Origin of the sequence: Corynebacterium sp. KPL4035, assembly GCF_037908325.1 — a bacterium.
GTDB lineage: Bacteria > Actinomycetota > Actinomycetes > Mycobacteriales > Mycobacteriaceae > Corynebacterium > Corynebacterium kefirresidentii.
Window position 1 is genome coordinate 24,269 of the sequence record NZ_JBBMGF010000001.1, and the last position, 24,144, is coordinate 48,412.

Sequence of the window (24,144 nt, forward strand, 5' to 3'; positions counted from 1 at the left end):
CTGGTTACCGGATTACCGAAAGAATCCTCCCTAGAATCCACACGCCGGCGAACCTGCACGCGGAAAGGAAGCGGATACCCCGACTTAGTAGAGTGAGACCGTGAACGCGCCACGACGACCACCCCCAACCGAACGCAACATGCGCTTATCCTCAGCGGTTAGAAAAACACCGCCGGCATTCGAATTCGACCCAAAATTCTGACTCGTCGAAAACGGACCCGCAGTAAACGACTGAGACTCAGCCCCCACAGGAGCAGACGACAAGCCACGAGACACGGCTCGGGCAGCCACACGGGCACACACCACACGAACCGCCGCCGGAACTGACCTATCAAAGTGCCTACCCAAGTAAGCATCAACAGCGACAGTCGCCTCTTCCACCATCGCCACAATAAGGCGTTTATCGTCCTTATCCGGCTCAATGGTTAAACGGTCAGTAACGTCGTCAATCGTGCAGTACGTGTCCACGTGAACCCCCAAACAGGACTACTTAGCGCTACGGCCAGCCTTCTTCGACGGCCCCGGCTTAACCACGTGGGCCACCATGGCCATATTCGGATTCGTCAAAATGGGCTGAACAGCACAATTAGCACGAACCCAATACGCCATCGGGTCGTTCTCACGCCACGCGCCCACCGCAATCTGGCCTGCACCAGATAGGTTGTACTCCGGAGAATGCATCTCCACCGTCTGGCCCCACACGGTATAGCCCAAAAGACCAGACTGAGTCTCCGGCGGAAGGAAGTACAACGTATTCTCATCGAGAATGCGGCGAGCAGCCTTACCATCACGCACCGAACGAGAATACGACGTAATCCCCGGAAGGCCTTGGTCCTGCAGCACGGCGTTGATAGCGCCAGACGATACGCGTGCCAATTCGCCCGTAGTGTTGGCCGCATCGCGGAACTGCTTATTCGTCTGCAGCTTCTGGATAACCTTCGGCGAGGCAATAATGGTGCCCGGCTTAGTACCGTTGGCATCCTCATAGTCCATGGCCCACGAGATGATATCTTCCAGGGCGCCGGAGTCTTGGTCATCCCAGTGTTTCTTCGGGGTGACCTCGAATTCTTCATCGCGGCCAATGCCGGCGTCGACGATGGCGCCATTTTCGATATAGCGCACACGGCCGGTGGTGAGAACGTCTCCGCGGGCTACTTCGACGCGGTTAGCAACTGCGCGCACTACGGTCTCGGTGGCCTTGGTCATGTCATCTTCCTGGAAGCGAGAATCACCCTGGTGGAAGCTACGCAGCTGGTCCATCTCGTTGATGCGGACCTTCTGGCCGATAAGTGGCATCTGCATCATGGCCTTGTGTCCGCCGCCCATGGAACCAATCGGCGTTTCAGCATCTGCAGAACGAACCTCTGCGAGTCGGCCGGTGTCCTGCTCGGTCATCCAGCTAAAGAACATGTCGTTGATGAGCTGGTCGGGGAAGTAAGTAGACAGGGAGCCGCCGGCGGTCTGCAGGTCGTTCAGGTAGTGGTTTGCGTAGATAGTCAGGTCCTCCGGCGAGAGGACCTCGTTCCAAATGTGCGTAGAACCCATGATTAATCCTCCCGTACGTCGCCGATGGCATCGAAGTTGGTGGAACCGTCTTCATTCCACAAAGAACCGTGCGGCTCATGAACAAATGTGAACTCTGGGTGGTCGCATTCTGCGATGGTGACTCGGTTGTTGGAGTCTGGAAGGCGGTCGACGCGGACGCGGCCGTGCCACGCGATGGGTACAACCTCTCCTGGGTTGTTGTCTTGGTCGGTAAGTAGGAAACCGTCCACGGACTGAGTCTTTGACGTCACTGGTACCCAGTAGTCTCCTTCGCGGTGCAAGGCGGTGCCAGAGGGTAGGACGGATGTGCGAATATGGGTAGTCTTTTCGCCCAGCGTGCCGGTCTCGGCGTTGTCTACTGCGTGGCGAGAGCCCAGCCACGACAGGTCGCTGGGAGAGTAATGGTCAAATTCTGGCCGAAAGTGCATAATATCCCCCGATGATGTGATGAATGTGGACTACGCCCCCTGGCGCCGTTGGCGCCGCTGCCACAACTCTTCGCCCCTGGAGATTCCTTGATTCGGAGATTCCCAGGTAAGCCGCGACGGTGAAGGGGCGGCGGGGGAGTGCTTGCCGATGAGGTCCTTGAGCGTGGATTCGTAATCGTCGTCGTCAGAGTTGATTTTATCGACGGCTGCGCAGAAGCTTTTCGAGTCGAATAATTGCTCTACGTCGCCGCCAAGTGCCGCAATGTGGATAATCAAATCACGATTATGCTGAGCATCTTCAACTTGGCTATGTGCTGTTGAAAGCTCGGATTGTAGGTCTTTAATCGTGGATTCGAGTTTCTCTTTATCTGCGGTAAGTTTCTCAACTTGCGCTAACGATTTTTCCGCCCGGTTTTCCCACGTGCGAGAGTGGGACCGCATGTCCTCGTACTTTTTACGGTAGTCATCTGGTGCGGTTTCGGATTCAGCCTTTGCGGCGTTGGTGGCAGCATCCACGTCGGTGGTGTCCTTTTCGGACTTGTCAGTGCGTGCGTCCTCGTGCGACACAGTCTCCCCCTAAATGTTCAGTTTGTGGACTACGGCCTCATTCATCCCTTCCGGATACAAACCGTAACCACCCAAAATAATAGCACACGTGTTCATTTACTCAGGCCACCCACCTGACGCATCGCCCGCAACAAAACATCGGGGTCCGTGCTGCCAACTTCTTCCTGAGCCTTCTTATAAATCTTCTGCGCCCGAATCGTCGACTCTGGAAGCTCAACGTGCCCCCGCTTACGACAAATCACCAAACATCGGCAATGGTCATGAAAATGCGCACCAGAGTAACCACCACCAGCAGTAGAACGGGAAGTGTAATCAAACCCGCGCGAGGCCAAAAGGGTGCAAAAAGCACATGCTCCAGGGTGCGCAACACGAGCCCACGAACCCCCACCCTTCCACGCGGTATGCTCTGCATTCTTTCGCTGACGGGAATACAACTCATCGGCGACGATAAACCCCATCGAATTCAACGCCCGGTTATAGCCCTGCTCCTCGAAGAACAAAGGCGCGAAATCATGCGCCATACGCGCCTCAACCTGGTGAGAATCCACCCGACGAGGCTTCCACTCCACCGGCCGCATTCCCATGTGGTCTTCCTGCTCCTCTAGCCACACCATTGTGGCATCAGAGACGGCCATGCCATACGAGTCGATAGTCTCTCTCACCATCTGGCGCAAAAGCTCCTTTTGCCGATAAGGGTCAGCAGTAAGGTCCGGAATAACTCGAGCTCGAGAGTTCAAGTCTTCAATAGCTTTACGTGCAATGGAATCGACTACAGGTGTAATCGACGTCCAGGGACGCTGCACATCCATCTAACGTGCCTCCTTGGCATCTTCGCTGGCCTTTTGTCGTGGAGACGGTGCAGAATCCTCCGGGCTCTTAGTCGGGGTATCCTCGGGTGATTGTTCCTCGGTTGAAGATGCCTCCAGCACTTTCGCTAATTGGGATAGGCGTTTACTTCGATTCTCCTGCTCGATTTGAAGCCGGTCAGCCGCCGAAAAATGCAGGTTCTTCAGGAGCACTTCGGAATCAGGTGCGAGTACTCCGGAAGTCAGTAGCTTTAGAGCCCAATCAGCATCAGCGGCCTTGGACGCGGTAGCCGGGTCACGCCAATCCACTTCGAGCCCGTCGACGAGGTCCTCAATGTCGACGTCCTGGTCGAGGTCGGACACCTGCACCAGTACGCGGGCCAGCTTCAGCAAATCCGGATTCATTAACTCCGTCTTAATTTCAGATGCGCGAATCAGTTGCTCTTTCCACACACGAATCGAGTCACCCGACGGCGGATTTTCCGTCATGAAACCAAAATACTGTGCAGGAATCTTTGACTCAGAAGCAATCAACTGAGAGTAGGCACGTACCTGCTCGATAAATGGAGTTGGGGGAGACGACGCGAATTGTCCGACGCTGGGCTGCTTGGGGTCGTCCTCATCGCCGTTGATGACAAGCATCTTGCCGATAGAGGTACGCCAGCCCATTTCAACGCGGTCGAACTCCGTCATGCCTTCCGGGTCGTAGCCGAAATCCTCAGGTGAGGCGCCGGTAGCCCATCGCTGTGGAGAAGCATAAAACTCGGAATTGTACTCCATGTTTTCCAAAGTACGGGCGGCAGCGTCGGTAAGATACCGCACGGCCGGGGTGATTTCTGACTGTCCAGACCAATGCGAAGTGCGCAGGCGATTTCGCAGTCTGAACATCGGGAACCCGCCTCCAGGAACGTCGAATCGCTCCACTGAGCGCACAGTGCCCATGTCGGTTGAGTCTTTGGAAATAACGATGACTTCGCCCTGCAGATACAACACTTCTCGGTATAGACCCTCGGAATTTACTCCAGAGCGCCTGTATCCAGCAACGGGCCCATTCGTGGCATCATCCCACAGCAAAGAACCAGATAACGGCGACACCGACCGCAGGCGGAATACGCCGTGTGGGTCGGGCTCTACAGCTAGTAGACCCAGACCGAAAATCAACATGTCCAAGATAGCTTCAGAGACTCGAAGCGGAACATTGAACCGACGTGTGACTAGCCGCATCTGCTCGCCATAGTCAGGCGAGATGAACCCATCCATGCGTAGCAAATCACCGTAGGTATCCACCACGGTTGCCGGCCATCCGGAAACAACCCCAATATCCGACAATGTACGAGGCACAGCCACGCCAATGCGCTGCACACGATGCGTCCCATCATAGTATGACGCCAGCTGCTTATTACCCTGCTGGTGTCCTGTGACCTCAGTCGTTAATACACCTAGAATGTCTTCTTCATTTTGCGTTAGCCCCCGAATCATAAAACGAATGACCCCCTCTTCTTCCTCGGCTTTGACACCCCTCGAGACACAGCATCCAAATAGCACTTATAAGCCATGACTGCCGCATACGCTGCGTCAATTTTATCAGCAGACTCCGGTGACGACTTATAAAGCAAATATCCAGTCCGCGTTTCCCTACGCTTTGCATTCAGCAAATGAGCGCGCAAATACGGGCCGCCATCGTAGGTAATATCCCGGTTGACCACCGCCTGCCGAAACTCACTTAATGATTGATACACCGCGGCGCTTTTACCCCTCGGCCACGCCATCATGGGGTGTCCCGACGTTGCCTTAACCTTCAGCTTCGGGGCGAATTCTGCCTCCCACGCTGAAACATGCTCAGTCCAGCCGGACGGGTCACAGTACATGCCCACGACACGATATCGGGAGAAACAATCGCGCACGACTGCATCTACCTGCCGCGTATCTGGCTCCCAGTCCGGGTCTCGTGGGTTCTTCGACTGCCATACTGCAACTTCGAACAGATGCCCGTCTGTTACGCGCATGCCAATTAACGCGGTCGCATCCGCATTACCATGCACACGGCCTCTTGAGCCGTCAAAGCCCAACACAATCTTGTCGCCTGGCTGGATAGCCTTATCCCTATCCTCAATCGCATCAACCTCGAGGTGGGAGAGGAAAGAATCGGACGAAGAGACAATCTGATTAAGGTAAAACTGTCGCGCATCAGAAGGGTCAGTCGACGGGTCCCAAATCTCGGTAATGATGCGCTCAATATCCACCCAGCCGCCATTGTCCCGGGCAGAATCCCCGTAGGCGTGCACCAGACCGCGGTAGAGCGAATCGTGGTCAGCTAAGTCCGTATCCTCAGGGGCTTCTCGGTGGTCTACCAGAATCGTTTCTCGCTTAAGCCGCCCCTGCTGCTGCAACTCGAGAGCTTTAAACGTTTCCTCAGCAACCGAACCACTGCCCGGCCTATAGGCGTTAGGGGTCTCGATAGAATGACCACCTAGCTTGCCTGTGTTGCGACGCAGCACTGCAGCTAGCTTCACACCACCGTTGCTCTGAGTCCACGCCTCGGTCTGGTCGGCAGAAAACCATACAGGCCTGCCGCCTTCTTTTGACAATGCTCCCGCGGTAATGAATTCGATGCGGCCTTTAGGAAGAGCGACAAACGTTTCCATTGGGTCAATGTCGTAGTTTTGCATGGCTGGGCCGTCTCGCAGCATCTCTAGCAGCGGCCCATAAGCGTTTTTGGACTGGTCCTCATTGACTGCGGCAAATTGTACTTTCGGCGTGGTGAATTCAGACCATGGAACCCCCACAGGCTGCCCTGATGCGTCCCACCCGCCGAAACATACTGGGCCTAGTGCTTCGAGGGCGCCAATAGCGCCCATGATTGGCGACTTACCCCAGCCTTTAGGGCGGGAGAGAATGCCGCGTGTATAGACACGTTGTCCAGTTTCAGGGTCGAGTCTGTAGTAGCGCAGAATAAAGCGAGCTTGTTCAGGTGTAAGTACCAGGGGTTGGTATTCGGCGCAGTCTGGCTGGGCGAGGTTTTCTTCTATCCATGCCAGGCATTCCCAGCCGAGCGAGGGGAATTCTCCAGGTTCTCGGGGCTTAAAAGGCATAGGGTTAGTCCACCGCCTTCAGGCTACGGTAGCGGCCGCGTACGTCTGCTGCGGCGCGGGAAGCGCGGCGCTTGTCTTCAGCTTCGTCTGCGGTTGCCATGGTGATGCGGTGGCGAGCGAGGCTGTCTGGTGTGATGCCGTATTGGGCGAGTTGTAGGCGACGTTCTGGGCCGAGTTTGGTGTCGCCGCGGTTATAGGCATCGTCGAGAATCATGGTGCGTGCTAAGTCGAGCCACTGAGTTTCTTGGAGGCCTTGAGTCTTCAATGGTGGGAATTCAGACAAGGTTTCCCAGAAGCGGAGAGTTTGGTTTGTCCAGGGCTCGTCTGTGGCCGGGTTGGTGGGGCCGTAGATGTCGGTGAGTTTGGGCTGCGGTACGAAGGTGACAACGATTTCTCGTTGTTCGATGTTTTGTTGGTTTCTTCTCGCACGGGATTTTGGATTCTTTGGTGCGGGACCGCGTCCTGCCATTACTTCCCCCAAATTGTTCGGCTATTTTTAGATGTCTAGTTCTATTATAGTGTGCTATACTTCTTGGTGGCAGCTGCCGTTCGGGGGAGATGACTCCGGGTCGATTTTCGGCTCGGAGTCATTTTTATGCGTAGGGGAACGTGCTGGTGTAAGTGGTTTTGACGGCGTATTTTGGGGCGAAAACGTGACGACATTTTGACGACATAAGCCACTGGAAACGGCTGGAAACGGCTGGAAACGACTGGAAGCCAAAAAATAAGATACCCCCTCTCACCAGCATTTATGCCGGTAAGAGGGGGTGGATACACCGCTCCTCCAACTGGGCTCGAACCAGTGACCCTTCGATTAACAGTCGAATGCTCTGCCAACTGAGCTATGGAGGATTATGCGTATGCTGTACATCGAACTTGCTGTTCTCTGTGCAACGAGAATTAACTATATATGGATTCGTGCGCTACAGACAAATCGCCTGGTTGAAGCATTAAAACTAGAATATTCCGGCAGGTTTCCGCGTTTGCTGAGGCAAAAGTTTTGCGCAATTAATTCAGTGGTTGCCTGGTAAGCTTGCGGTGAAATTACGTACGAAAGGGAGCCATGTCTTGAAGATTCTTGTGTTGTCGCACTACTGGTATCCGCAAAACGGGGTTCCGCAAAGGCGCTGGCAATGGTTAACATCTGTGTTGGTCAAGGCAGGAAACCAGGTGGATGTAGTTGCTCCGCCAAGAAACTTTCGTAGAAATATGGACATATCTGAGTGGTTCTGCTCTCTTCGTGAACTAAGAACTCCCTATGGCAGGGGTGAAGGCGGGGCGGCGGGGGAACGTATCTTTAGAGTCGCCGCCGTACCTTCATCCTCAAGTCTGACAGCTAGAGTTGTAAGTCAAATCTCAGTGGCGGCAGGGCAATTTTTCGTAACTTTGATTCGTGGCCTTGGCGGTTCTAAGTCGAGGCCAGACGTGATCGTTGGTACAGTTCCCGCGCTACCCACCGCCATGGTCACCTACGCAGCAGCAAAAATTTTACGAATCCCGTATGTGATTGATTTGCGAGATGCGTGGCCGGACCTTCTGCACGAGTCGCACAGGTGGAATGAGAGTGTTGGCTCGGTATCTTTGCGGCAAAAAATCCTTAGTAAAGGACCTCTGCAAATTATCAAAATGTTGACTGAAGTGGCTTTGGACAAATCATTGTTTGAAGCGGATGGAGTTATGGTGACTTCGTCATGGCTTCAAGACGAATTGGCAGAGAAAGTTGATGCACGGGTAGCTTCAAAGAAGCCAAGATTGGTTACTGTGAGAAACGTCTTTCCGCGGGAGACGAATTTTGAAAAGACTAGCATTCCTCGGTCTTCTCGATCTGAAATTAACGTCCTTTATGCGGGGACTATTGGGCGAGCGCAAAATTTGGAAAATGTGCTGAAGGCTGTAAAAATCGCGCAAGAGTCGGGCGTCGATGTGAATTTGCGAATTATTGGGGCGGGGGACGGAAAGACAAACTTGATCTATCGAGCCGAAGACCTTGGAGTGTCCGCTACTTTCGAAAAGCAGAGGTCAGCAACGGAAATGGATGAGCCTTATACTTGGGCGGATACGGCGTTGGTTCACTTAGCTGATTGGGAGCCGCTTCTGAGGACTGTCCCTTCAAAAACCTACGAACTGATGGCAGCGAAGATGCATATTTCAGGGGTAGTCCAAGGTGAAACCGCTGAGCTAATCCGAACAACAGGCGCTGGTGACATTGTGTCACCAAACGAGCCAAGGGATCTCGCCAATTTGTGGAAAAAGCTTGCTAATGACCCTGGCACTTTAATGCCGCGAGAAGAAGCTTCCACTTGGCCCTACAAAGAGCGTAACGAGGTTGCCGAGGTAAACGTTGTGAACTTATTGGAAAGTGTTCATCGAGATGCCGAGTTTTAAATTTGTTCTTAAGCAGTGGATCTTTTTGTTCGAGGCAGCTGTAAGAATGGCACAAGAAGATCCAGCAGCGCTATACAATAATGTGTTGGAAAAAATTCGTCAGCGTGCTGGTCTGGACAAACTCGATAAATTGCTTTCAAAGATGAAGATTAGCCGAAGTGTGCTTGAGGGCGATGATGAGCACCGTCGGGGAGAGCTTACGCAAGCTATTTTTCTTTATAGCTCAGCAAAGGGAATTAAAGAAAGAGCTGGAAAAAGATTTGCTAGACGCTTAGAGCAGCAAAAGTCACAGTTGAAACAGGAGATCGCCCCTTGCTTAGAGCAACGGGCTGCCAGTAGCGACCGTACCGGCAAACCCAACGATGGAACAGTGCTTTGGTTCCTAAACAACAGCCTTCCATTTACAAAGTCGGGATATACATATCGAACCCATAGTTCTTTAAAGGCTATTCAAACTACCGGGACGTCAGTTCAAGGTGTTACACGATTGGGGTACCCGGTCGTGATTGGATCGATTGCTTCTACTCCTGTTTCAACGGTTGATGGTGTTCGATATCGCCGATTGATTCCTATTAGGTATCCATCCACTTTGACAGAGAGGAGTGAGCTTACTGCGGAGATGTTGATTGAGTGTGCCCGAGAGCTGGATGCCCGGGTTCTCCACACAACAACTGACTTCAAGAATGCTCAAATCGTCTCGCGGGCAGCTGAAAAGCTGGGGGTTCCTTGGGTGTATGAAGTACGAGGCGAACTTGAAAATACTTGGCTGTCAAAGGTGCAGGAAGAGGAGCGAGGAATCGCTCTCCAATCCGAGTACTATAAACTGGCTCGGGCGAGAGAAACTGAGGCGATGAAGGCAGCGAGTGCCGTAGTGGTTCTTAGTGAAGTATCCAAGGCGAATTTGGTAACTCGTGGCGTTGAGGCTTCCAAAATCTTTGTAGTTCCTAATGCAATCGATGATCAGGATCTATATCGCGACATTGACGTTCCAAAGCTTAGAACAGAGCTGGAGTTAGACAGCGATTCTAAATGGTTCGGATCGGTGACTTCAGTGGTGGGCTATGAAGGTCTCGAGCTAGCGATCCGAGCGTTAACTCAACTCGACAAAACCTGGAATCTGCTAATCGTGGGGGATGGAACTGAATTACCAAACCTAAGGAAACTTGCTGAAGATTTAGAGGTACGGAATAGGGTCCTCTTTGCCGGCCTCCAAGAAAATGCAGATATCTGGAAATGGTATGCAGTCTTAGATGTCTTTGTTATTCCTCGGATCGATGCTCAGGTTTGTAGAAACGTAACGCCATTGAAACCGCTCTTGGCAAAGGCTCTCGGAGTACCGACTGTTTGCTCAGATCTTCCGGCGCTTAGAGAGGTAGCAGGTGCAGGAGGCCTGTTTTTCCCTCCTGATGATTTGAATCAATTTGTATATCAAATTGAACAGGCGATGGGCGATGAAGAACTGATCAGGCTAGGGAAACAATGGGTGAAAGGGCGGACATGGAAAGGAAATGCGAACCGATATAGAGAGATTTATGCTTACTTGGAAGGAAACGAATCCCAAAGTTAGGCGTGAGCCAAACTTTTCGATGGTCAAGAAGGAGAACGCCTAATGTCCGAAAAACTATTAGTTATTTGTAACGCCTATCCTAGCGAGCAGGCTCTATATCGTAATGGATTCATACACAGGCGAGTCAAAGCCTACAAAGAAGCTGGATTAGATGTCGAAGTTTTCTATAATCACGAACCGGTACGGCAGGCTTATGAATACGAATTTGATGGCGTACGAGTGACGGTTGGAAATGAAGGTGCTCTCGAATTACATGTGGCCAGTAATGACTTTGATGGGTACCTAATACATTTTGCGGAGCCCCAGCGCATTCGACCTTTGCAGAAATTAAACGTAAAAAAGCCGGTCATTGTTTGGGTTCATGGGTTTGAAGCGGAAGCTTGGTACCGTAGATGGTTTAACTTCATAAATACATCGGAAGATATAAAGGCAGCCTTAGAAAAGAAGGAGACTTATTATTTAAAGCAAAACGCTTTCTTCCATGACCTTATGACGCAGGAAGAGCTAAATGTTAGTTTCGTTAATGTTTCGAAATGGTTTCAGAAGTATGTCGTAGAACCCGACAATGGCGCTGAATTCCGAAATTCAACGGTCATCCCGAATTTGGTAGATGAGGAAGTATTTCCATACCGCGAAAAAGAAGATAAAAAGCGTTTCAATATCCTGAGTATCCGCCCATTCGCCTCGCTCAAATACGCAAATGACCAGACTGTTGGTGCCATACTTGAACTTTCAAAGCGGCCGTATTTTAAGGCTCTTAGCTTTACAATATGTGGAAGCGGTCCGATGTTCGATCAGACAGTCGAACCACTTCGTCAGTTCGATAACGTTAAGTTGGAAAATAGGTTCTTTACGCAGGAAGAAATTCGGGACTTGCATGCCGAGCATGGGATTTTCCTAAGCCCGACTCGCTTTGATTCGCAAGGTGTGTCAATGTGTGAGGCTTCGTCTTCAGGGTTGGTCACTATTAGCAGTGAAGTAGCTGCCGTTCCCGAGTTTATCGAGCACCGTGTATCAGGTCTGCTCGCCCAACCTGAGTCAATAAATGATTTGGCAGATTTAATCGAGGAACTCTACTTTGACGCGGAGCTCTTTCAGCGCTTGTCAAAGCAGGGCTCACTGGCGATGTTAGAAAAATGTGGGCGGAAGGCCACGATTGGTGCAGAAGTTGATTATATTCGTTTGCAACTGAATAAAAGTTAGGAAGCACTTATGAATTATGACGAGCAAGAGATCGTTTGGCGGGATCGGTACTACGAATTGGAAAGAACCCTAGAACAGGTGATTCGCCAAGTGGGAAAATCTATGAACTCTTCGAGGGAAGGGCACCAAGCCGAGTTTGGATTGAGAAAAGTTGTAACGCATGAATTCGTGGGGGCACCACACATTATCTGTGTTGCCAACGGCGAGAATTTAGAGTATGCCTTTGATTTTATGCGTGACGGTGAAGTGGTAGAAAGTATCAACTTTCAGCGGTCAAATACCGTACCAGTTGCACTTGGGCAACGCTTGGGAGCTAATGAGTGTTTTGTGAAAGTGAAAACCAACGCTCCAGGATTTCGAGGCCAAATTCAGACTAAAAGGGTAGCAATTTAAAATGAATCATTCATATGAGCGGAAAGATTTTCGAGTCTTAGTTTCTGGGTACATTAACGTTAACGTTGTCGACGGGTCTGCCTTTTTTCTAGCAGGAGTTTGCTCGATGCTGGCTGGGGTGTCTTCGGTAAGTGTTACTCTTTTAACTGCTAATCCAATTCGGAAGACAGAAGTATTAGACGAAGTTCTTTATTATGAAAACGTTTCTATTTTGGACCCGTTTGCTTCGAAAAACCGTGCACTATTCTCCAATGCCCCGTCGGGGGAAAGAATGCAAAGGCACGAGTATGCTCGAGCGATAGGTGAGATAGAAAAAGACTTCGATTCAATACTCTTGCGTGACACGGAAACGGCTTTCTACCTAGTTAAGGAATTTCCGGAAGTAGCATCCAAACTGTCCGTATACGTAACTGGTATTACTACGGTCAATGAAAGCGTTGATGATGATATAGTTCAAATGCTAAGAGTGTTAAGAGATTCTGGGGTCAAATTCCTCTGTCAGACTCAGGCGATACTTCAAAGACTGTCTCGGCTGTTGCCGTCTCATGATCCTGAAAAGCTTGCTCTTTTGCCTCCGCATGTCCCTGATGCGGAAGGATCTTTCGAAGAACTTTATCATTACAGTAAGCACCCTGACCGATTTGTTTACACAGGAAAGTTTTTTAAAGCATGGAATACCGACCTGATCTTGGCATCCTTCAAGTCGGTAGCTGCATCTGGAAGTTGTTTGACCCTGGATATTGCTGGTGATCAGTTCCGGAGGAGCGAGGACGATCCTTACTTCGTCGATAATAACCGTTGGCTAATGGATTCCACTCCGGGGGTGACATGGCACGGACGAGTACCTAGATTGACCTCACGTTCCCTCATTTCAGCTGCTCAAATTGGCGTTGGTTGGCGGGCTGAGGCGATGAATAACAGTTCGGAGCTATCGACGAAAATACTCGAGTATGGAGCATTAGCTAGGCCGTCCATCATAAACCGTACGCCCTTGCATGAGCAGCTGCTCGGAGATGACTACCCACTTTTCGCTAACTCTATTTCTGAATTTAAAGAATTGCTGTTGACTCTTCCTGATCGCCCAAACGATGTGGAAGAAGCAGCAAAGAGATGCTTTAACATCGCAAAAGACCATTCTTACTCATCAATTCGTGGTCAGCTTTTGTGCCATCTTGGAAATACGCCTCCTCAAGCTTTTAGCGAGTCTTCGTTTGCACTAACCTCAAGGCAACCTCATATGAGCCAGCTTCCCGAAGAAGGTCTCGTGAATGTTCACGGTGGAATCTGTTGGGTTGATCCAACTATCGAAGGACGGGACCCTGTCGCACAGCAACTCTCCGAACTTGCGCAGGATGAAAAATTGGCGCAGAAGTTGCCGACCTTACTACGCAAGCGCGCAGCTGAAATCGAAGTGCGGCAAAATCGGATTGTTCAAGAGAGTCCGCAAGCTTTAACGGCCGCAACTCGAATCTCTGAGGGCGGTCTCACAAAGCAGCCCATAGGGAAGAACCAGTCGGCTATTTCCAAGTTGGCGCACCTGCGAGAAGAAAAGAGGGTACTTGAAGAGCGCTTGGCTACATCTGAACGGCGATTGGATGCCCTGCGAAATTCAAAGCTCGGACGTGTTCAGGTTGAAATCTGGAAAAATCGGCGGGGTCTTCATACGTTGCCTAAAGAAAATATAAAGGAAGAGGCAAATGCTCTAACGAGGATCTCGAGACATTTGTGTGACTGGCGACAGAACGGGAGTTAAAAATGGCAAACGCCGACCGTTTTAAATCGATAAAAGCCCCTGCGAATTTATCTTGGCGTCGACTGTTTTTGTGGTGGGGTGAGCGTATCGAAGCTGACAGCGGGGCTCGGTATACGGTGGATCTTTCTTTGCTTGAGGATGACCAAGCGGAAGCACTGAACCAGGTTATTTTGGCTTGTGGACACGGGACCAATTTCTCTCCTTCGCGTGTGCTTCTTGATCCGGCCGCGAGGAGGTTTTTGTTGGTCGAGACCATCTTCGCCGACACTGAAACAAACCACGATGCGCTTTCAAAGCTATCGACAATGTATCGGGAAACGCTTGGATCGATTGCGAATCAACATTTTATTGTCAATAGTACGGCGCTCCATGTGACGTATTGCTCTGTTGACAAGCTTCAAGAGTTCCTTTCCTTGTCTCGATTGATTAATGCTCTTAACAGGCAATCATCTTTCTTTACATTCTTACTGGTTCCGTACATTCATCCGCAGGAAGGCTATCCTCAGGCGGATACTGGACATATTGATGCAGTCCGTCTCCCTAACAAATACTATTCAGATAACGCCAAGAAACTCACTGCAAAAGCATTGTGCCGGCTGCGGATGGAATCTAATTTGGATTTTGCAACGAGTATCAGAGCTGCGATTGATGACGATGACCGATGGCTTCCTTGGGCCGCATCGGAGATATTCCAAATAGCTGATGCGGCAGCCGGGCAAGGAGGACGTGCAACCAAGGCAATTGGTGTGGCAAATCAGTTAGTTTATTACCCTACCGGAGCAGGACAGGTCGATTTGGCCGAATGGGACCTAGTCATGACTGGGTCTAAGTTTTTCTCTGCCAATGATTTTAAGAAACTTGAGGAATTTACCCCGTGGATGCTTCCTGAAGCTTTCACTGATGTTCAAGCGCGCGCCTTCAGGAGTCTGGGGGTTGATCTCAGTGTGATTAGAGGAAGCAAAGCTTTTTTCCTCTATGTTCGGTCTTATGGGAATCTATCGGGCATGCTTAAAACAGACCATTATCTGGGTGGGGCGATGAGTAGACAGGGTATCGGAACGTTCGTTGATACTCAGAACGCGGCAATGACTTTAGTCCAAAATGCACAAGCGAACTGTGCAACGACTGCGTACACTTTCTCAGTCGACCCTCCTTCCCTCACCGTACGTGGAGAGTACGATAAGGCGACCGGAAAGCTCCGTATCGACGGAAACTTCACCGAATATTTGAACAAGCGTGGTATTTCAAAGCCGGAGGAAGTAATGGTCGTGGTCAATGTTGGAACGGATAAAGGAAGAACCGAACTTATAAAACCACTTGAGACACCGTTACTGTATGATGCGGAGAATTGGACGTCAAGGGCTTTGCTTAGGCTTGAAGACTCCACGGGCGATAATATTGGTTCAGCTTGGATAAGGGGAAAAGCCCCGTTCCTTTCCTAGGGTAAGTTCCTAATTGATGGATTGAGGATTTTGTGGACGAGTCTGTTAAACGCGAGCCGAGGCGGAAACTGATGATAATCGATGACGCAGGTCTTCGGCCTGTGTCTTTTAGACCTCCATTGAAGGACTACCTGGAGAACTTATGGAATAGACGACACTTTATTTGGGAAGAGGCGAAAGGAAAGTCGTCAACCAATAATCGAGATATGATTCTTGGGCGTGCATGGAACGTCCTCAGTCCCTTGCTTAACTCTGCGATGTACGGAGTCATTTTCGGGCTTTTACTCAAGACCTCCCGGGGCATTGATAATTTCATTGGATATTTGATTATTGGTCTTGTCTTTTTCGGTTTCATGAGCCAAGGCCTTAACGGAGGCGCGGGATTGATTCAGTCGTCGAAGGGTCTAGTTTCCTCTTTCAAATTCCCCAGAGCGGCTCTTGCATTTTCTCTGACGACTAAAAATTTTTTACAGAATATCGTTCCGGCGTTAGTAGCTATATTTTTTGGTCTTGTCTTCCAATATCCTGATGTCTTAAAGCCTAGTGCGTTTTTGGTCATCCCTATTTTTGTTTTGATACACGTTTTCTCTTGTGGACTTTCCTTAGTCGTGGCTCGTATAACTGCGTTTATTCCTGATCTGAAAGCTATTCTGACTTTCGTGTCGCGGGCCTGGTTCTATACTTCGGGTGTATTCTTTTCGATTGATCGTTTTACATCTAACGCCACAGCGCAAGCTATTTTGGAGCTCAATCCAGCCTTTTATTTCTTACAGTCTGCACGAGGTGTGGTGCTCTATTCCGAATTACCATCGCTAAAAGTTTGGGCATATATGTTCGCAAGTGCTTTTGGCATGTTAGCTATTGGGATTATTTTCTTTTGGCGGGCAGAAGCGAGGTATTCCAATGTCCGCTGAATATTCGGTAGTCGCAAGGAACTTGAATAAGATCTATCGGGTACCAGTAAATGAAGGTAGGCGACTCGAGGGGCTACTTCCTTCAAAAAAGCGCTCAGTTCATGCGGTCAAGGGAGTCAGCTTTGCCACGGAGAAGGGGCAAGCAATAGGAATTCTTGGAAAAAATGGATCAGGAAAGTCAACATTGCTTCGAATGTTGGCGGGAATTGAGACTCCGACTTCTGGTGAAGTGCTAGTGGGCGGCACACCGTCGCTTCTGGGCGTATCGGCTGCTTTGCAGCCGAAACTGACAGGAATGGAAAATATTAAGCTTGGTTTGCTAGCCATGGGGATTTCGAAGGATGCTTTGCCCGCGTATGTTTCGGAAGTAAAGAAGATATCGAGCCTTGAAGAGGAAGCTTTGATTCGACCGATGAATACATATTCTTCTGGTATGTCGGCCCGCTTGACGTTCGCTATCGCTACATCTAGGAACCCGGAAATTCTTATGGTTGACGAGGCTTTGGGAACCGGAGATGCTACCTTTGCCGACACAGCTAAGAAGCGCATGTCTGAACTGCTTGACAATGCCGGCACAGTCTTCATGGTGTCCCATAGTGCGAAAACCTTGCGGAGAACCTGTAAGCAGGCAATCTGGCTCCATGACGGAAGGATCGTTATGGAGGGGCTACTCAGCGAGATTTCCCCAGAATACGCCAAATGGGGTGAGTGTACTACCCAGAAAAAGTTTGAACGGGCGCAGCAGATCGTTGACTACAATAGAGCGCAGTACGTGGAGCCGGCTGTAGTCTTTGAAAGCGAAGCCGCGAAGTTTCTCAGCAGAAAATAGCGAATTTCTAAAGCAAGTTCAGTTAATATCGTTCCTTCCCCTTGAAATGGAAAATCAATTTCCGTGGTTTTGGAATCCTGATTTGGGGACGCTGTCTGGGACGGTGTATTTCTTGTCGGCTAAGATTTGGACTACCGCGTGAAGAAATTGTTTTGGGTAGGGAACACGCCCATTTCCAACGCCGTCAGTCCCTGTCTAGAGTTCCGGATGGGGGGCTTAGTACCTTGAAAAGGGAATAAATTGCCCATCGTGGCAGTCCTTATCGCCCGTATTTTGAAGAACGCCTATATGGTTCGTTTAAGCCTTGGGATTGAAATTGGCTGCGTTTTCGTCCACGCAAGTTGCTTTGGACCTAGAGATTTGGGTTCGACCTGAAGCTTTGTACGAGTGAATTAAGAATTCACCCACATACGACGTGGGGAGAATCGCTAGATTCAATCTGGGGTTGATGCATAGAATGGCTGCATCGGAGAAAAACGGCCAAAGTTCATAGCAGCATCGCCACCGCTCGAAGGACCAGTTAGAAAATCACGTTTCGTGTTAAGACTGTCGGCGGTTTGGTGTAGAAAAGGTTTCACATGGTTCGGAAATGAACCAAGAGGCTTAACACCTCAGTATCGACTCGATGGGAGTTTCTCGGTTTACTTCAGAGCTGGATCGGAATCTGAGATGAGGTTTGCGCCAGCTACTTCTGCCAGCACATTTTCCACAAGGACTGGAACTGTGCTGGATTTTGTGACAGAAGCGTGAAAGAAAATCAGAGTAGTGGCGGAGCCGCGATCTTTCACGAAAATATCTATTAGTAGATTTCCGTCTTGAATTGGGCGCAATTCACTCGACACAGGATTGTCCAAAACTCTCGTTTGGAAGGGTAAAGTTGTCCAACTCCCCCCCTCGACGAGTGCCTCTGACTCACACTTGGCTCCGATTCTTAGGTTGCGAGGTGCTGTTAACGAGGGATGTGATGATTCTATGAATAGTGCCCGGCAAGTGCAGGCATATTTTCTCCACCAGACTGGCCGCAAGTGGGCTAGCGGAGGAGGAGATCTCGTCAGATTTCAGGTCGTAAAAATTGCGACGGACAGGAGCGTTTAATCGACTTTTGGATATACCCGTGGTCTAATTAAACGTCCTGGCTACAGTCATGCGTGAACGTCTGTAGTGGAGTAAATTTTTCCTACCGTCGATAGACGTGATCACTTATATAGGCTTTATTCCCCATAAGGGCTAGAGCTAAATTTTCCTAGGTCCAAAGCCCTTTAGTATCAATGATGAACTTTCCATCTAGAAGTGACGGATCAATGGTTTTGAACTCATCATGGTCTACCAAAAGGGTGACAACTTCCGCTGCTTCGATCGCTTGTTTAGCGCTCGAAAGCTTCACATTTTTCTTTTTAGCTAAGTCGGCTGGGAGTTTTTGGATGTTAGGCTCTACAACTAGCACTTGCTTTTCAGGCATTTTTGCGGCAATTTCCGTGGCGATATCCAGCGACGGAGACTCTCGTAGATCGTCGATATTAGCTTTGAAAGCAAGCCCCAAAACTGCGATAACATTATTGGAGGATTTTTGGGCAGCCTCCATCACTTTCCCGAGAACCCATTTGGGCTTCCCATCATTGACGTTCCTGGCGGTGTGGATGAGCTGTGATTCTTCTGGTGCGGCGGAAACGATAAACCAAGGATCTACTGCAATGCAATGTCCGCCAACTCCGGGGCCCGGTTGAAGAATGTTAACTCGTGGGTGGTGGTTGGCGAGGTTAATTAACTCCCATACGTTAATACCGAGGCGGTCCGAAATTACAGATAGCTCATTGGCAAATGCGATATTGACGTCTCTAAATGAATTCTCGGTGAGCTTAGCCATCTCAGCAGTTACGTCATCCGTGGCTAGCAGCTGACCTTTGCAGAAACTTGCATAGATTTCGGTCGCACGGCGTGAAGCTTCTTTAGATTGCCCGCCAATAATCCGGTCATTCGATTTTAGCTCCTCTATAGCTTGACCGGGAAGAATTCGTTCGGGGCAGTGTGCAAAGTAGAGAGTTTTCTCGCTAGCGGCGACACCCTCTTTGTCAGCCCGTAAGTCCGGGCGAAGCTCGAGAATTCTAGACGCCATCTTTTGGGTGGTCAGAGGAGGAGAAGTCGATTCCAGTACGATCAATTCATTTCCCTCAAGTTGCGGAGCTATTGCTTCCGCGGCCGAGTAGATGAATTTCATATCAATGTCATGCCCCTCTGTGAAGGGGGTTGGTACTGCCACGATGTAGGCATCGGCATGTACTTGCTCCGTGGTGGCTTTGAAATTTCCAGTTGAGAGCGCATTCCGCAATTCTTCTTCCAAGCCCGGTTCGATTATGGTGACTTCGCCACGGTTAATTTTTTCTACATTAGGGGAGTTCACATCTACGCCTGTAACCTTTAGGCCCGCATTTGCCATGACGACTGCCGTTGGCAGGCCAATATATCCAAGGCCTACAAAGGCCACGTGTGGAGTTGAACTCATTTTGTCCTCTATTCGTCAATTCCTCGTACGATTCCGCTAGGAAAGATTATACGTAAGACCATCTGCGCTTTTAGTTTAGGCTCCCGTGATGTCAGTCTGATCGATGCAGCTATTTTGATTTTGTTCATTAACTGTTTCATACCTTCTCCTTATATGACTCGAGAAGTGTATTGGAAGTTGAATGTGAGAATAGAGTTTAAGTGTGCGCGCTTCGAACCAAGGGGATTTTGAGGGCTGCAAAAGTGGATTGTTGTCAGCGGTGAGCCGAACAACGCGCACGCACCTTGCTTAGAACCTACGGTCGCCCTGCAGGTGTGTTTTAGCCTATGACCTGGGAAGTGAAACTAATTGGGGGTATAAACCCAGCCGCCTTCATGGCTTCTGACTGAGGTACTGAAGGGGTTGCAAGCTTTCGGACGGTTTCAATAAGTTTGTCTCTAGGTATTGGCACATGCCCGTTACCATCGAAATCGAGACGCTCAGCTATATTAAGGTCGTCAGAACGAGATTTTACAAACGGCGCATGGTTTTTCTCGAGAAATTCAGTGTCTCCAGTATTGTGGTACATAGCTGCATAGAATTGGGCCGAGCTTGGTATTTTGTCGGCGAGATTTATACCATACTCGGAGCTGATTCTCTGGTATGGAGTTCTTCCGACAGCTCCATGGCATTTAGTCATATAAGTCGCCCAGTCTTGATCTTGGCCCCGGCTCAGATTGAGGCGGGGATTCACGGTTAGGGCGATAGAGTTTGGAAAATCAGCGGCATAATTCATGGCCGCGTATCCACCTCCGGAATTGCCAAAGAAAATTAAGCGCTTGGGATGAAAGGCTTCGATTGCCTCGCTCAAAATCGGGTGGAGGATTGGCTTAAGATGTCCAATAGCTCGGTTGCCTAGGTACCAACCAAGAGATACCTCATGATCCAAGCCGACACTTGGATCTGCTACTGCAATCAGGTTAACTCCCGCCTCGCCTGTAAACTTTTCGCCTACAAGCGTAGGGAAAGAGGTTCGAACCGATACGCGATGCTGGAATGTAACCACTGTGGTGCTCGAACCGCGATCTCTGATTAGGATATCGAGGAGTTGATTTCCAATCTGGATGGTATGCAGGCCATCAGTTGCCTCATTCCTCGACCAAAATTCAGGGGATGGGTATAGTTTTCCGACCCCCCACCTGGATGTGTCTCGTTTCCTCATGGAGAAAATGCTACAGCACTTTTCAAAGTCCATAGTTAATCGATTGTTCAGTTGTCTTTGTCTCACGGTGGTGGCTGTTGGAACAAAGTTCCAAATATCGGGTGCGCAGCGAATGTTGACTTACAGTCTCCCTGTTCAGCAGCGTCCGTTGCCTTCTTAAAATGACTTCAATAGAAGGATTAATGTTTCGAGGACTAGTCTTGGGGTGCTCCTATATATGTTGTCAACTCCGTGGGTGAGGTTGTTGAGGAGGTGAGGTGTTTCTGCTTCGCCTTGTGGATGTTGTTCTTGGGCACCTTGAAGAGCTGATTGGGCTTGCTGCGCAATCGGCTTGAGGTGAGGTTCTGTTGGTTCTACGCTGCTGCGGCCTCCTGGCTTATGGCGATGACGCGGTAGGGCTCGCCATTTCGCAGCATGGTGAAGAAAAAATTTAGGCGTCGGCGTGCGAGTGCGATGACTGCGGCGTTGTGCCTTTTTCCTTCTTTGTGTTTTCGTTCATCGAATTGCCGGGAACGCTCGTGGAATCTGATCGGTGTAATAGACGATTGCCATAGGGCGTTCTTTAATTTTTGTTGCCAGTCCGGTTGGGTGAACTCGACATAGTGGACGTTTCTGACTGATTCGTTCGTGGTGATAGGCCCGTATAGAACGTTAGGTTCGCTGCATCGGGGAAGTCAGACATATCGCCAACGGTCATGAGGGCCTGTGCGGTGCAATGCGGGCTGATACTGGGCCGTGGATATAAGAATTTTGGTCTGAGGAATGTTTTGAATGAGCTCGAGTACCTGCGACTAGATTTCCTTGCGATGCTTTAGTTTGGGCAGTGCTTCTTTAGCGGAGAATGCTACGCCAAGTTCGGTGTATTCTGCGCTGGCAATGGAAATGGTCTGCCCGTGGATGGCAGCAAGAAAGGCATCGTTGATAGATTCAGGATTGCGCACCCTGCGACTGCGCGCAAAGGCTGTCAGGTTTGTTTTGCCGATTTGTCGAATCTTGGTGGGGCCACCACATTTCGCAGGTAGATGGAGAATTTACTTTCGGTGCATCATTTGTCCATTCAGGACATTTTCGAAGGCGGGCTAGGTTCGCACGAGCGCGGATCGCATCTTTTGTAAGTTCATTCGAATTTTGTTGAGTATTGTCTCAGCTTTACGCTCCGGTGTATGTAAACTTTCTAGGGAATCTAAGACTGCTTTTGGTGTAAGAGTTTGGTGTTTTCGGACACTTGGTGAACCCAATTTTGATCAGCGGCAGATAAAGTTCTGATACTCACATTTTCATTGAAAGGATGCGCCATGGCCAAGAATAACTCCATTGAGTCTGCCGCAATTTCGTTCAACTCTAAGGACGATGGCTCGTTTTCCTGCGAGCTGCGTTCCAATCTCGGCCGGGTTGTGCGCGTTGTTCGGCGTGGAGATGCGCAGTCGCCGGAGGTAGAGGGTGACGCTGAACTTACTGGGTCGCCGGCTATTGCTGATGCGCTGTGGCTTGCCGCGGTGGGGCAGAAGGAGTCGGACGATGTGGAAGCGCAACTTCCTTCTGTAGTGGCTGCGGTTCAGGAAGACTTTAATTTCAATAACGAGTTTATTAGCCCAGATGATCAGAGAGACTTCACCGCTAAGGCGGTAAAACGCGCAGTCAAGACTCAAGAGGACGAAGTCCAGGAGCTTAGGGAGCAAGCCAGTGCCTCCGCAAAGTTGGCCACAACTTTGGCTGAACTCATGGATACACTTAGCGGCGCTATCGAAGAAGGATGGTGCTCCCGCTGCTTGACCAAATCGGCCCACAAGAAGTCCAAATCCAAATCGCTGTATGTGTGTGAAAACTGTGGCTCGGCGACGACGCACTGCACTGTGCCCCAGTGCGATAACTTTGCCGCTGCTGGGCTTGGCTTGGTGTCTATGCCAGCCGTGTGTGCAGAGCACTTGCACCAGGTGCCGGACTTTGAGCGCCTCGAGCATCGCATTGATGACCTCACCCAGTGGCGTGAGCTTCGTGAGTTCAAGGCAACCAACGTTGCTCGCGTGGCCAAACTTTCTGCCGCTGGTGTCGCAACTCTAGCCTTGGGGGCTACCGGTGGATGGTTGGCTGCACCGATGGTAGGCAGTGCTTATGGAACCACGATTCTTGGGTTATCTGGCGCTGCTGCTCACAATGCTGGAATGGCAGCTTTAGGCTTCGGATCTCTGGCTTCCGGTGGGTTGGGTATGGCCGGCGGAAGTATGGTCGTCGCTGCTGCTGGTGGATTGCTCGGCTCTGCGTATGGAGTAAAAGCGCTTAACGCTTATATCGGAGAAGACAGCTCCTTCGATATTCAATGCGTTCGCAAAGGCAAAGGTACACCCGTCCTCATCGCACGCGGCTTTACCACAGAGAAGAAGCTGGATTGGCGTACTGAAGTTAAATCGGTAGAAGCGGTTTACCCTGATTCTCCGATCTATCTCGTGACCTGGGGCAGCAAGGAAATGCGTGAGCTTGCAGGTTTCCTTTCCCCAGGTGCTGGTCTTGCTGGTGGCGCCGTATTGAAGGGGATGGTCAAGCATGCCGGTAAGAAGCTGGCGAAGAAGGCGAACCCGGCTGGCCTGGCTTTGGGGACTTTGGACCTAGTGAAGAACCCCTGGACAACCGCAGTCAATCGAGCGAACAAAACCGCTTTGGCACTAGCCGCCATCCTCCAGCGATCCGATCTAGAGTCAGTAGTACTCGTCGGCCATAGTTTGGGTGGTCGCGTCATGTTAAACCTCGCCACCGCACTTGCAGGCGCAGCAGAGTCTGAGAATAAGGTGCGGGTTGAAGCCGTGCATCTTCTAGGCGCCGCCATTGGTCAAGATGCGAAGTGGGATTCTCTTGGGGAGGCGCTTTCCGGTGTTGTCCACAATTACCATTCCCACAATGACCGGGTCCTAGGGTACCTATATCCTGCCGCGATGGGCGGTAGGAAGGCCATCGGTTTTGAGGGCTTGGACGCGCCTTTTGCCGTTAACCACGATGTCAGTGATGCGGTGAAGTCGCATTCTGCTTATTACGAGAATGTACAGCTAGCTCGCGAGGTTCAAAATTAGTCAGCGGGCCGGTGGCTAATGCCCAATAGTCACCGGCATCAAGAATGCCATTCCGATGCTCCACTTTAGGTGCAGTGTGGTGGTGCAGATGAGGCCGCCGGCATGGGGCCTCTAGTGCCGTGATGCCGACGATGGGGATGGAGGCAATGAGCAGGAGGGGAATGCTCATTGCCCCGGTGACGGCGGTGTAGAGAGCCAGTGGGGTGAGGATGGCGGGGTTGGGGCGTCGGCAAGCTGGCGGCGGGCAACGTCGCGGAAGAAAAGCTCCTTATCTCGCCGTTGATAATGAGCGTGGCTAGGGCAATAGGGATACTTCCGTGGTGCATATTGTCCAGTAGGTCGCTTGCCGGCTTTGCCAGCAAGGGGGGTAAAGCGGACGATGAGTCCGCCGAGGATGAGAAGGACAATGAGCGCTGTGCCAATGGCGGCGCCGCGAGCAAACTCGCGCGGTGCGTGG

Annotated in this window: 19 protein-coding genes, 1 tRNA gene and 1 pseudogene; 9 read left to right on the forward strand and 12 right to left on the reverse strand. The window is 50.5% G+C overall.

From position 1 onward, the window contains the following. Positions 1 to 84: 84 nt before the first annotated feature. The 9 genes from WMP96_RS00110 to WMP96_RS00150 form a co-directional block, all read right to left on the reverse strand. Entirely contained in the window at positions 85 to 468 is a 384-nt protein-coding gene (locus WMP96_RS00110; RefSeq protein WP_340431755.1) for a hypothetical protein, read from the reverse strand. 18 nt (positions 469 to 486) lie between these two features. Beyond that, positions 487 to 1,545, reverse strand: coding sequence for a major capsid protein (locus WMP96_RS00115; RefSeq protein WP_239208834.1), 1,059 nt, complete (start codon positions 1,543 to 1,545; stop codon positions 487 to 489). Positions 1,546 to 1,547: 2 nt separating this feature from the next. Next, positions 1,548 to 1,973 (reverse strand): hypothetical protein, encoded by a 426-nt coding sequence (locus WMP96_RS00120; RefSeq protein WP_301716474.1) that lies wholly within the window; start codon positions 1,971 to 1,973, stop codon positions 1,548 to 1,550. Between the two features lie 30 nt (positions 1,974 to 2,003). After that, positions 2,004 to 2,540, reverse strand: a complete 537-nt coding sequence (locus WMP96_RS00125) for a hypothetical protein (RefSeq protein WP_239208830.1) — start codon at positions 2,538 to 2,540, stop codon at positions 2,004 to 2,006. Between the two features lie 92 nt (positions 2,541 to 2,632). Beyond that, positions 2,633 to 3,349 (reverse strand): VG15 protein, encoded by a 717-nt coding sequence (locus tag WMP96_RS00130; protein WP_239208827.1) that lies wholly within the window; start codon positions 3,347 to 3,349, stop codon positions 2,633 to 2,635. Then, the gene (locus WMP96_RS00135; RefSeq protein ID WP_445292935.1) at positions 3,350 to 4,825 is read right to left on the reverse strand and encodes a phage portal protein; all 1,476 of its coding nucleotides are present in this window, start codon (positions 4,823 to 4,825) and stop codon (positions 3,350 to 3,352) included. Next, positions 4,822 to 6,438, reverse strand: coding sequence for a hypothetical protein (locus WMP96_RS00140; RefSeq protein WP_239208822.1), 1,617 nt, complete (start codon positions 6,436 to 6,438; stop codon positions 4,822 to 4,824). The genes WMP96_RS00135 and WMP96_RS00140 overlap by 4 nt, the downstream gene beginning before the upstream one ends. Before the next feature lie 4 nt (positions 6,439 to 6,442). Continuing rightward, complete coding sequence (locus WMP96_RS00145) at positions 6,443 to 6,907, reverse strand: phage terminase small subunit (protein ID WP_239208820.1); 465 nt, start codon at positions 6,905 to 6,907, stop codon at positions 6,443 to 6,445. A gap of 310 nt (positions 6,908 to 7,217) precedes the next feature. Next, positions 7,218 to 7,290 (reverse strand) — tRNA-Asn (locus WMP96_RS00150). A gap of 216 nt (positions 7,291 to 7,506) precedes the next feature. Between WMP96_RS00150 and WMP96_RS00155 the strand changes: the two genes are divergently transcribed. From WMP96_RS00155 to WMP96_RS00190, 8 genes are read left to right on the forward strand one after another with little or no spacing between them, the layout of a single operon-like run. Continuing rightward, positions 7,507 to 8,823, forward strand: a complete 1,317-nt coding sequence (locus tag WMP96_RS00155) for a glycosyltransferase family 4 protein (protein ID WP_301716469.1) — start codon at positions 7,507 to 7,509, stop codon at positions 8,821 to 8,823. Continuing rightward, positions 8,798 to 10,390 (forward strand): glycosyltransferase family 4 protein, encoded by a 1,593-nt coding sequence (locus tag WMP96_RS00160; protein ID WP_301716468.1) that lies wholly within the window; start codon positions 8,798 to 8,800, stop codon positions 10,388 to 10,390. The genes WMP96_RS00155 and WMP96_RS00160 overlap by 26 nt, the downstream gene beginning before the upstream one ends. Positions 10,391 to 10,432: 42 nt before the next feature. Further along, a complete protein-coding gene (locus WMP96_RS00165; protein ID WP_239208814.1) occupies positions 10,433 to 11,593 on the forward strand; it encodes a glycosyltransferase family 4 protein in 1,161 nt (386 codons plus the stop codon). 9 nt (positions 11,594 to 11,602) lie between these two features. Continuing rightward, on the forward strand, positions 11,603 to 11,986 hold the full coding sequence (locus tag WMP96_RS00170) for a hypothetical protein (RefSeq protein WP_239208812.1): 384 nt from the start codon (positions 11,603 to 11,605) through the stop codon (positions 11,984 to 11,986). Position 11,987: 1 nt separating this feature from the next. Beyond that, on the forward strand, positions 11,988 to 13,739 hold the full coding sequence (locus WMP96_RS00175) for a hypothetical protein (RefSeq protein ID WP_340431763.1): 1,752 nt from the start codon (positions 11,988 to 11,990) through the stop codon (positions 13,737 to 13,739). Between the two features lie 2 nt (positions 13,740 to 13,741). Next, on the forward strand, positions 13,742 to 15,181 hold the full coding sequence (locus WMP96_RS00180; protein WP_301716466.1) for a hypothetical protein: 1,440 nt from the start codon (positions 13,742 to 13,744) through the stop codon (positions 15,179 to 15,181). A gap of 32 nt (positions 15,182 to 15,213) precedes the next feature. After that, positions 15,214 to 16,095, forward strand: coding sequence for an ABC transporter permease (locus WMP96_RS00185; protein ID WP_301716465.1), 882 nt, complete (start codon positions 15,214 to 15,216; stop codon positions 16,093 to 16,095). Between the two features lie 22 nt (positions 16,096 to 16,117). Continuing rightward, positions 16,118 to 16,924 (forward strand): ABC transporter ATP-binding protein, encoded by an 807-nt coding sequence (locus WMP96_RS00190; RefSeq protein ID WP_301716464.1) that lies wholly within the window; start codon positions 16,118 to 16,120, stop codon positions 16,922 to 16,924. A gap of 1,243 nt (positions 16,925 to 18,167) precedes the next feature. On the opposite strand, the gene wecC is transcribed toward WMP96_RS00190, so the two are convergent. From wecC to WMP96_RS00205, 3 genes and pseudogenes are all read right to left on the reverse strand, one after another. After that, entirely contained in the window at positions 18,168 to 19,424 is a 1,257-nt protein-coding gene (wecC, locus tag WMP96_RS00195; protein WP_301716463.1) for a UDP-N-acetyl-D-mannosamine dehydrogenase, read from the reverse strand. A 319-nt stretch (positions 19,425 to 19,743) separates the two neighbouring features. After that, complete coding sequence (locus WMP96_RS00200) at positions 19,744 to 20,658, reverse strand: hypothetical protein (RefSeq protein ID WP_301716462.1); 915 nt, start codon at positions 20,656 to 20,658, stop codon at positions 19,744 to 19,746. A 320-nt stretch (positions 20,659 to 20,978) separates the two neighbouring features. Then, positions 20,979 to 21,704, reverse strand: a pseudogene (locus WMP96_RS00205) (transposase); the annotation flags it as partial. 216 nt (positions 21,705 to 21,920) lie between these two features. Between WMP96_RS00205 and WMP96_RS00210 the strand changes: the two are divergent. Continuing rightward, complete coding sequence (locus WMP96_RS00210) at positions 21,921 to 23,687, forward strand: DUF726 domain-containing protein (protein ID WP_340431766.1); 1,767 nt, start codon at positions 21,921 to 21,923, stop codon at positions 23,685 to 23,687. The last annotated feature ends 457 nt before the right edge of the window (positions 23,688 to 24,144 follow it).

Bases quoted from the DNA above. Each gene is read 5' to 3' on its own strand.
- wecC (WP_301716463.1), bottom strand. From the start codon at position 19,424: ATGAGTTCAACTCCACACGTGGCCTTTGTAGGCCTTGGATATATTGGC.
- WMP96_RS00165 (WP_239208814.1), top strand. From the start codon at position 10,433: ATGTCCGAAAAACTATTAGTTATTTGTAACGCCTATCCTAGCGAGCAG.
- WMP96_RS00170 (WP_239208812.1), top strand. From the start codon at position 11,603: ATGAATTATGACGAGCAAGAGATCGTTTGGCGGGATCGGTACTACGAA.
- WMP96_RS00115 (WP_239208834.1), bottom strand. From the start codon at position 1,545: ATGGGTTCTACGCACATTTGGAACGAGGTCCTCTCGCCGGAGGACCTG.
- WMP96_RS00140 (WP_239208822.1), bottom strand. From the start codon at position 6,438: ATGCCTTTTAAGCCCCGAGAACCTGGAGAATTCCCCTCGCTCGGCTGG.
- WMP96_RS00130 (WP_239208827.1), bottom strand. From the start codon at position 3,349: ATGGATGTGCAGCGTCCCTGGACGTCGATTACACCTGTAGTCGATTCC.
- WMP96_RS00200 (WP_301716462.1), bottom strand. From the start codon at position 20,658: ATGGACTTTGAAAAGTGCTGTAGCATTTTCTCCATGAGGAAACGAGAC.
- WMP96_RS00210 (WP_340431766.1), top strand. From the start codon at position 21,921: ATGGCCAAGAATAACTCCATTGAGTCTGCCGCAATTTCGTTCAACTCT.
- WMP96_RS00145 (WP_239208820.1), bottom strand. From the start codon at position 6,907: ATGGCAGGACGCGGTCCCGCACCAAAGAATCCAAAATCCCGTGCGAGA.
- WMP96_RS00120 (WP_301716474.1), bottom strand. From the start codon at position 1,973: ATGCACTTTCGGCCAGAATTTGACCATTACTCTCCCAGCGACCTGTCG.
- WMP96_RS00180 (WP_301716466.1), top strand. From the start codon at position 13,742: ATGGCAAACGCCGACCGTTTTAAATCGATAAAAGCCCCTGCGAATTTA.
- WMP96_RS00175 (WP_340431763.1), top strand. From the start codon at position 11,988: ATGAATCATTCATATGAGCGGAAAGATTTTCGAGTCTTAGTTTCTGGG.
- WMP96_RS00135 (WP_445292935.1), bottom strand. From the start codon at position 4,825: ATGATTCGGGGGCTAACGCAAAATGAAGAAGACATTCTAGGTGTATTA.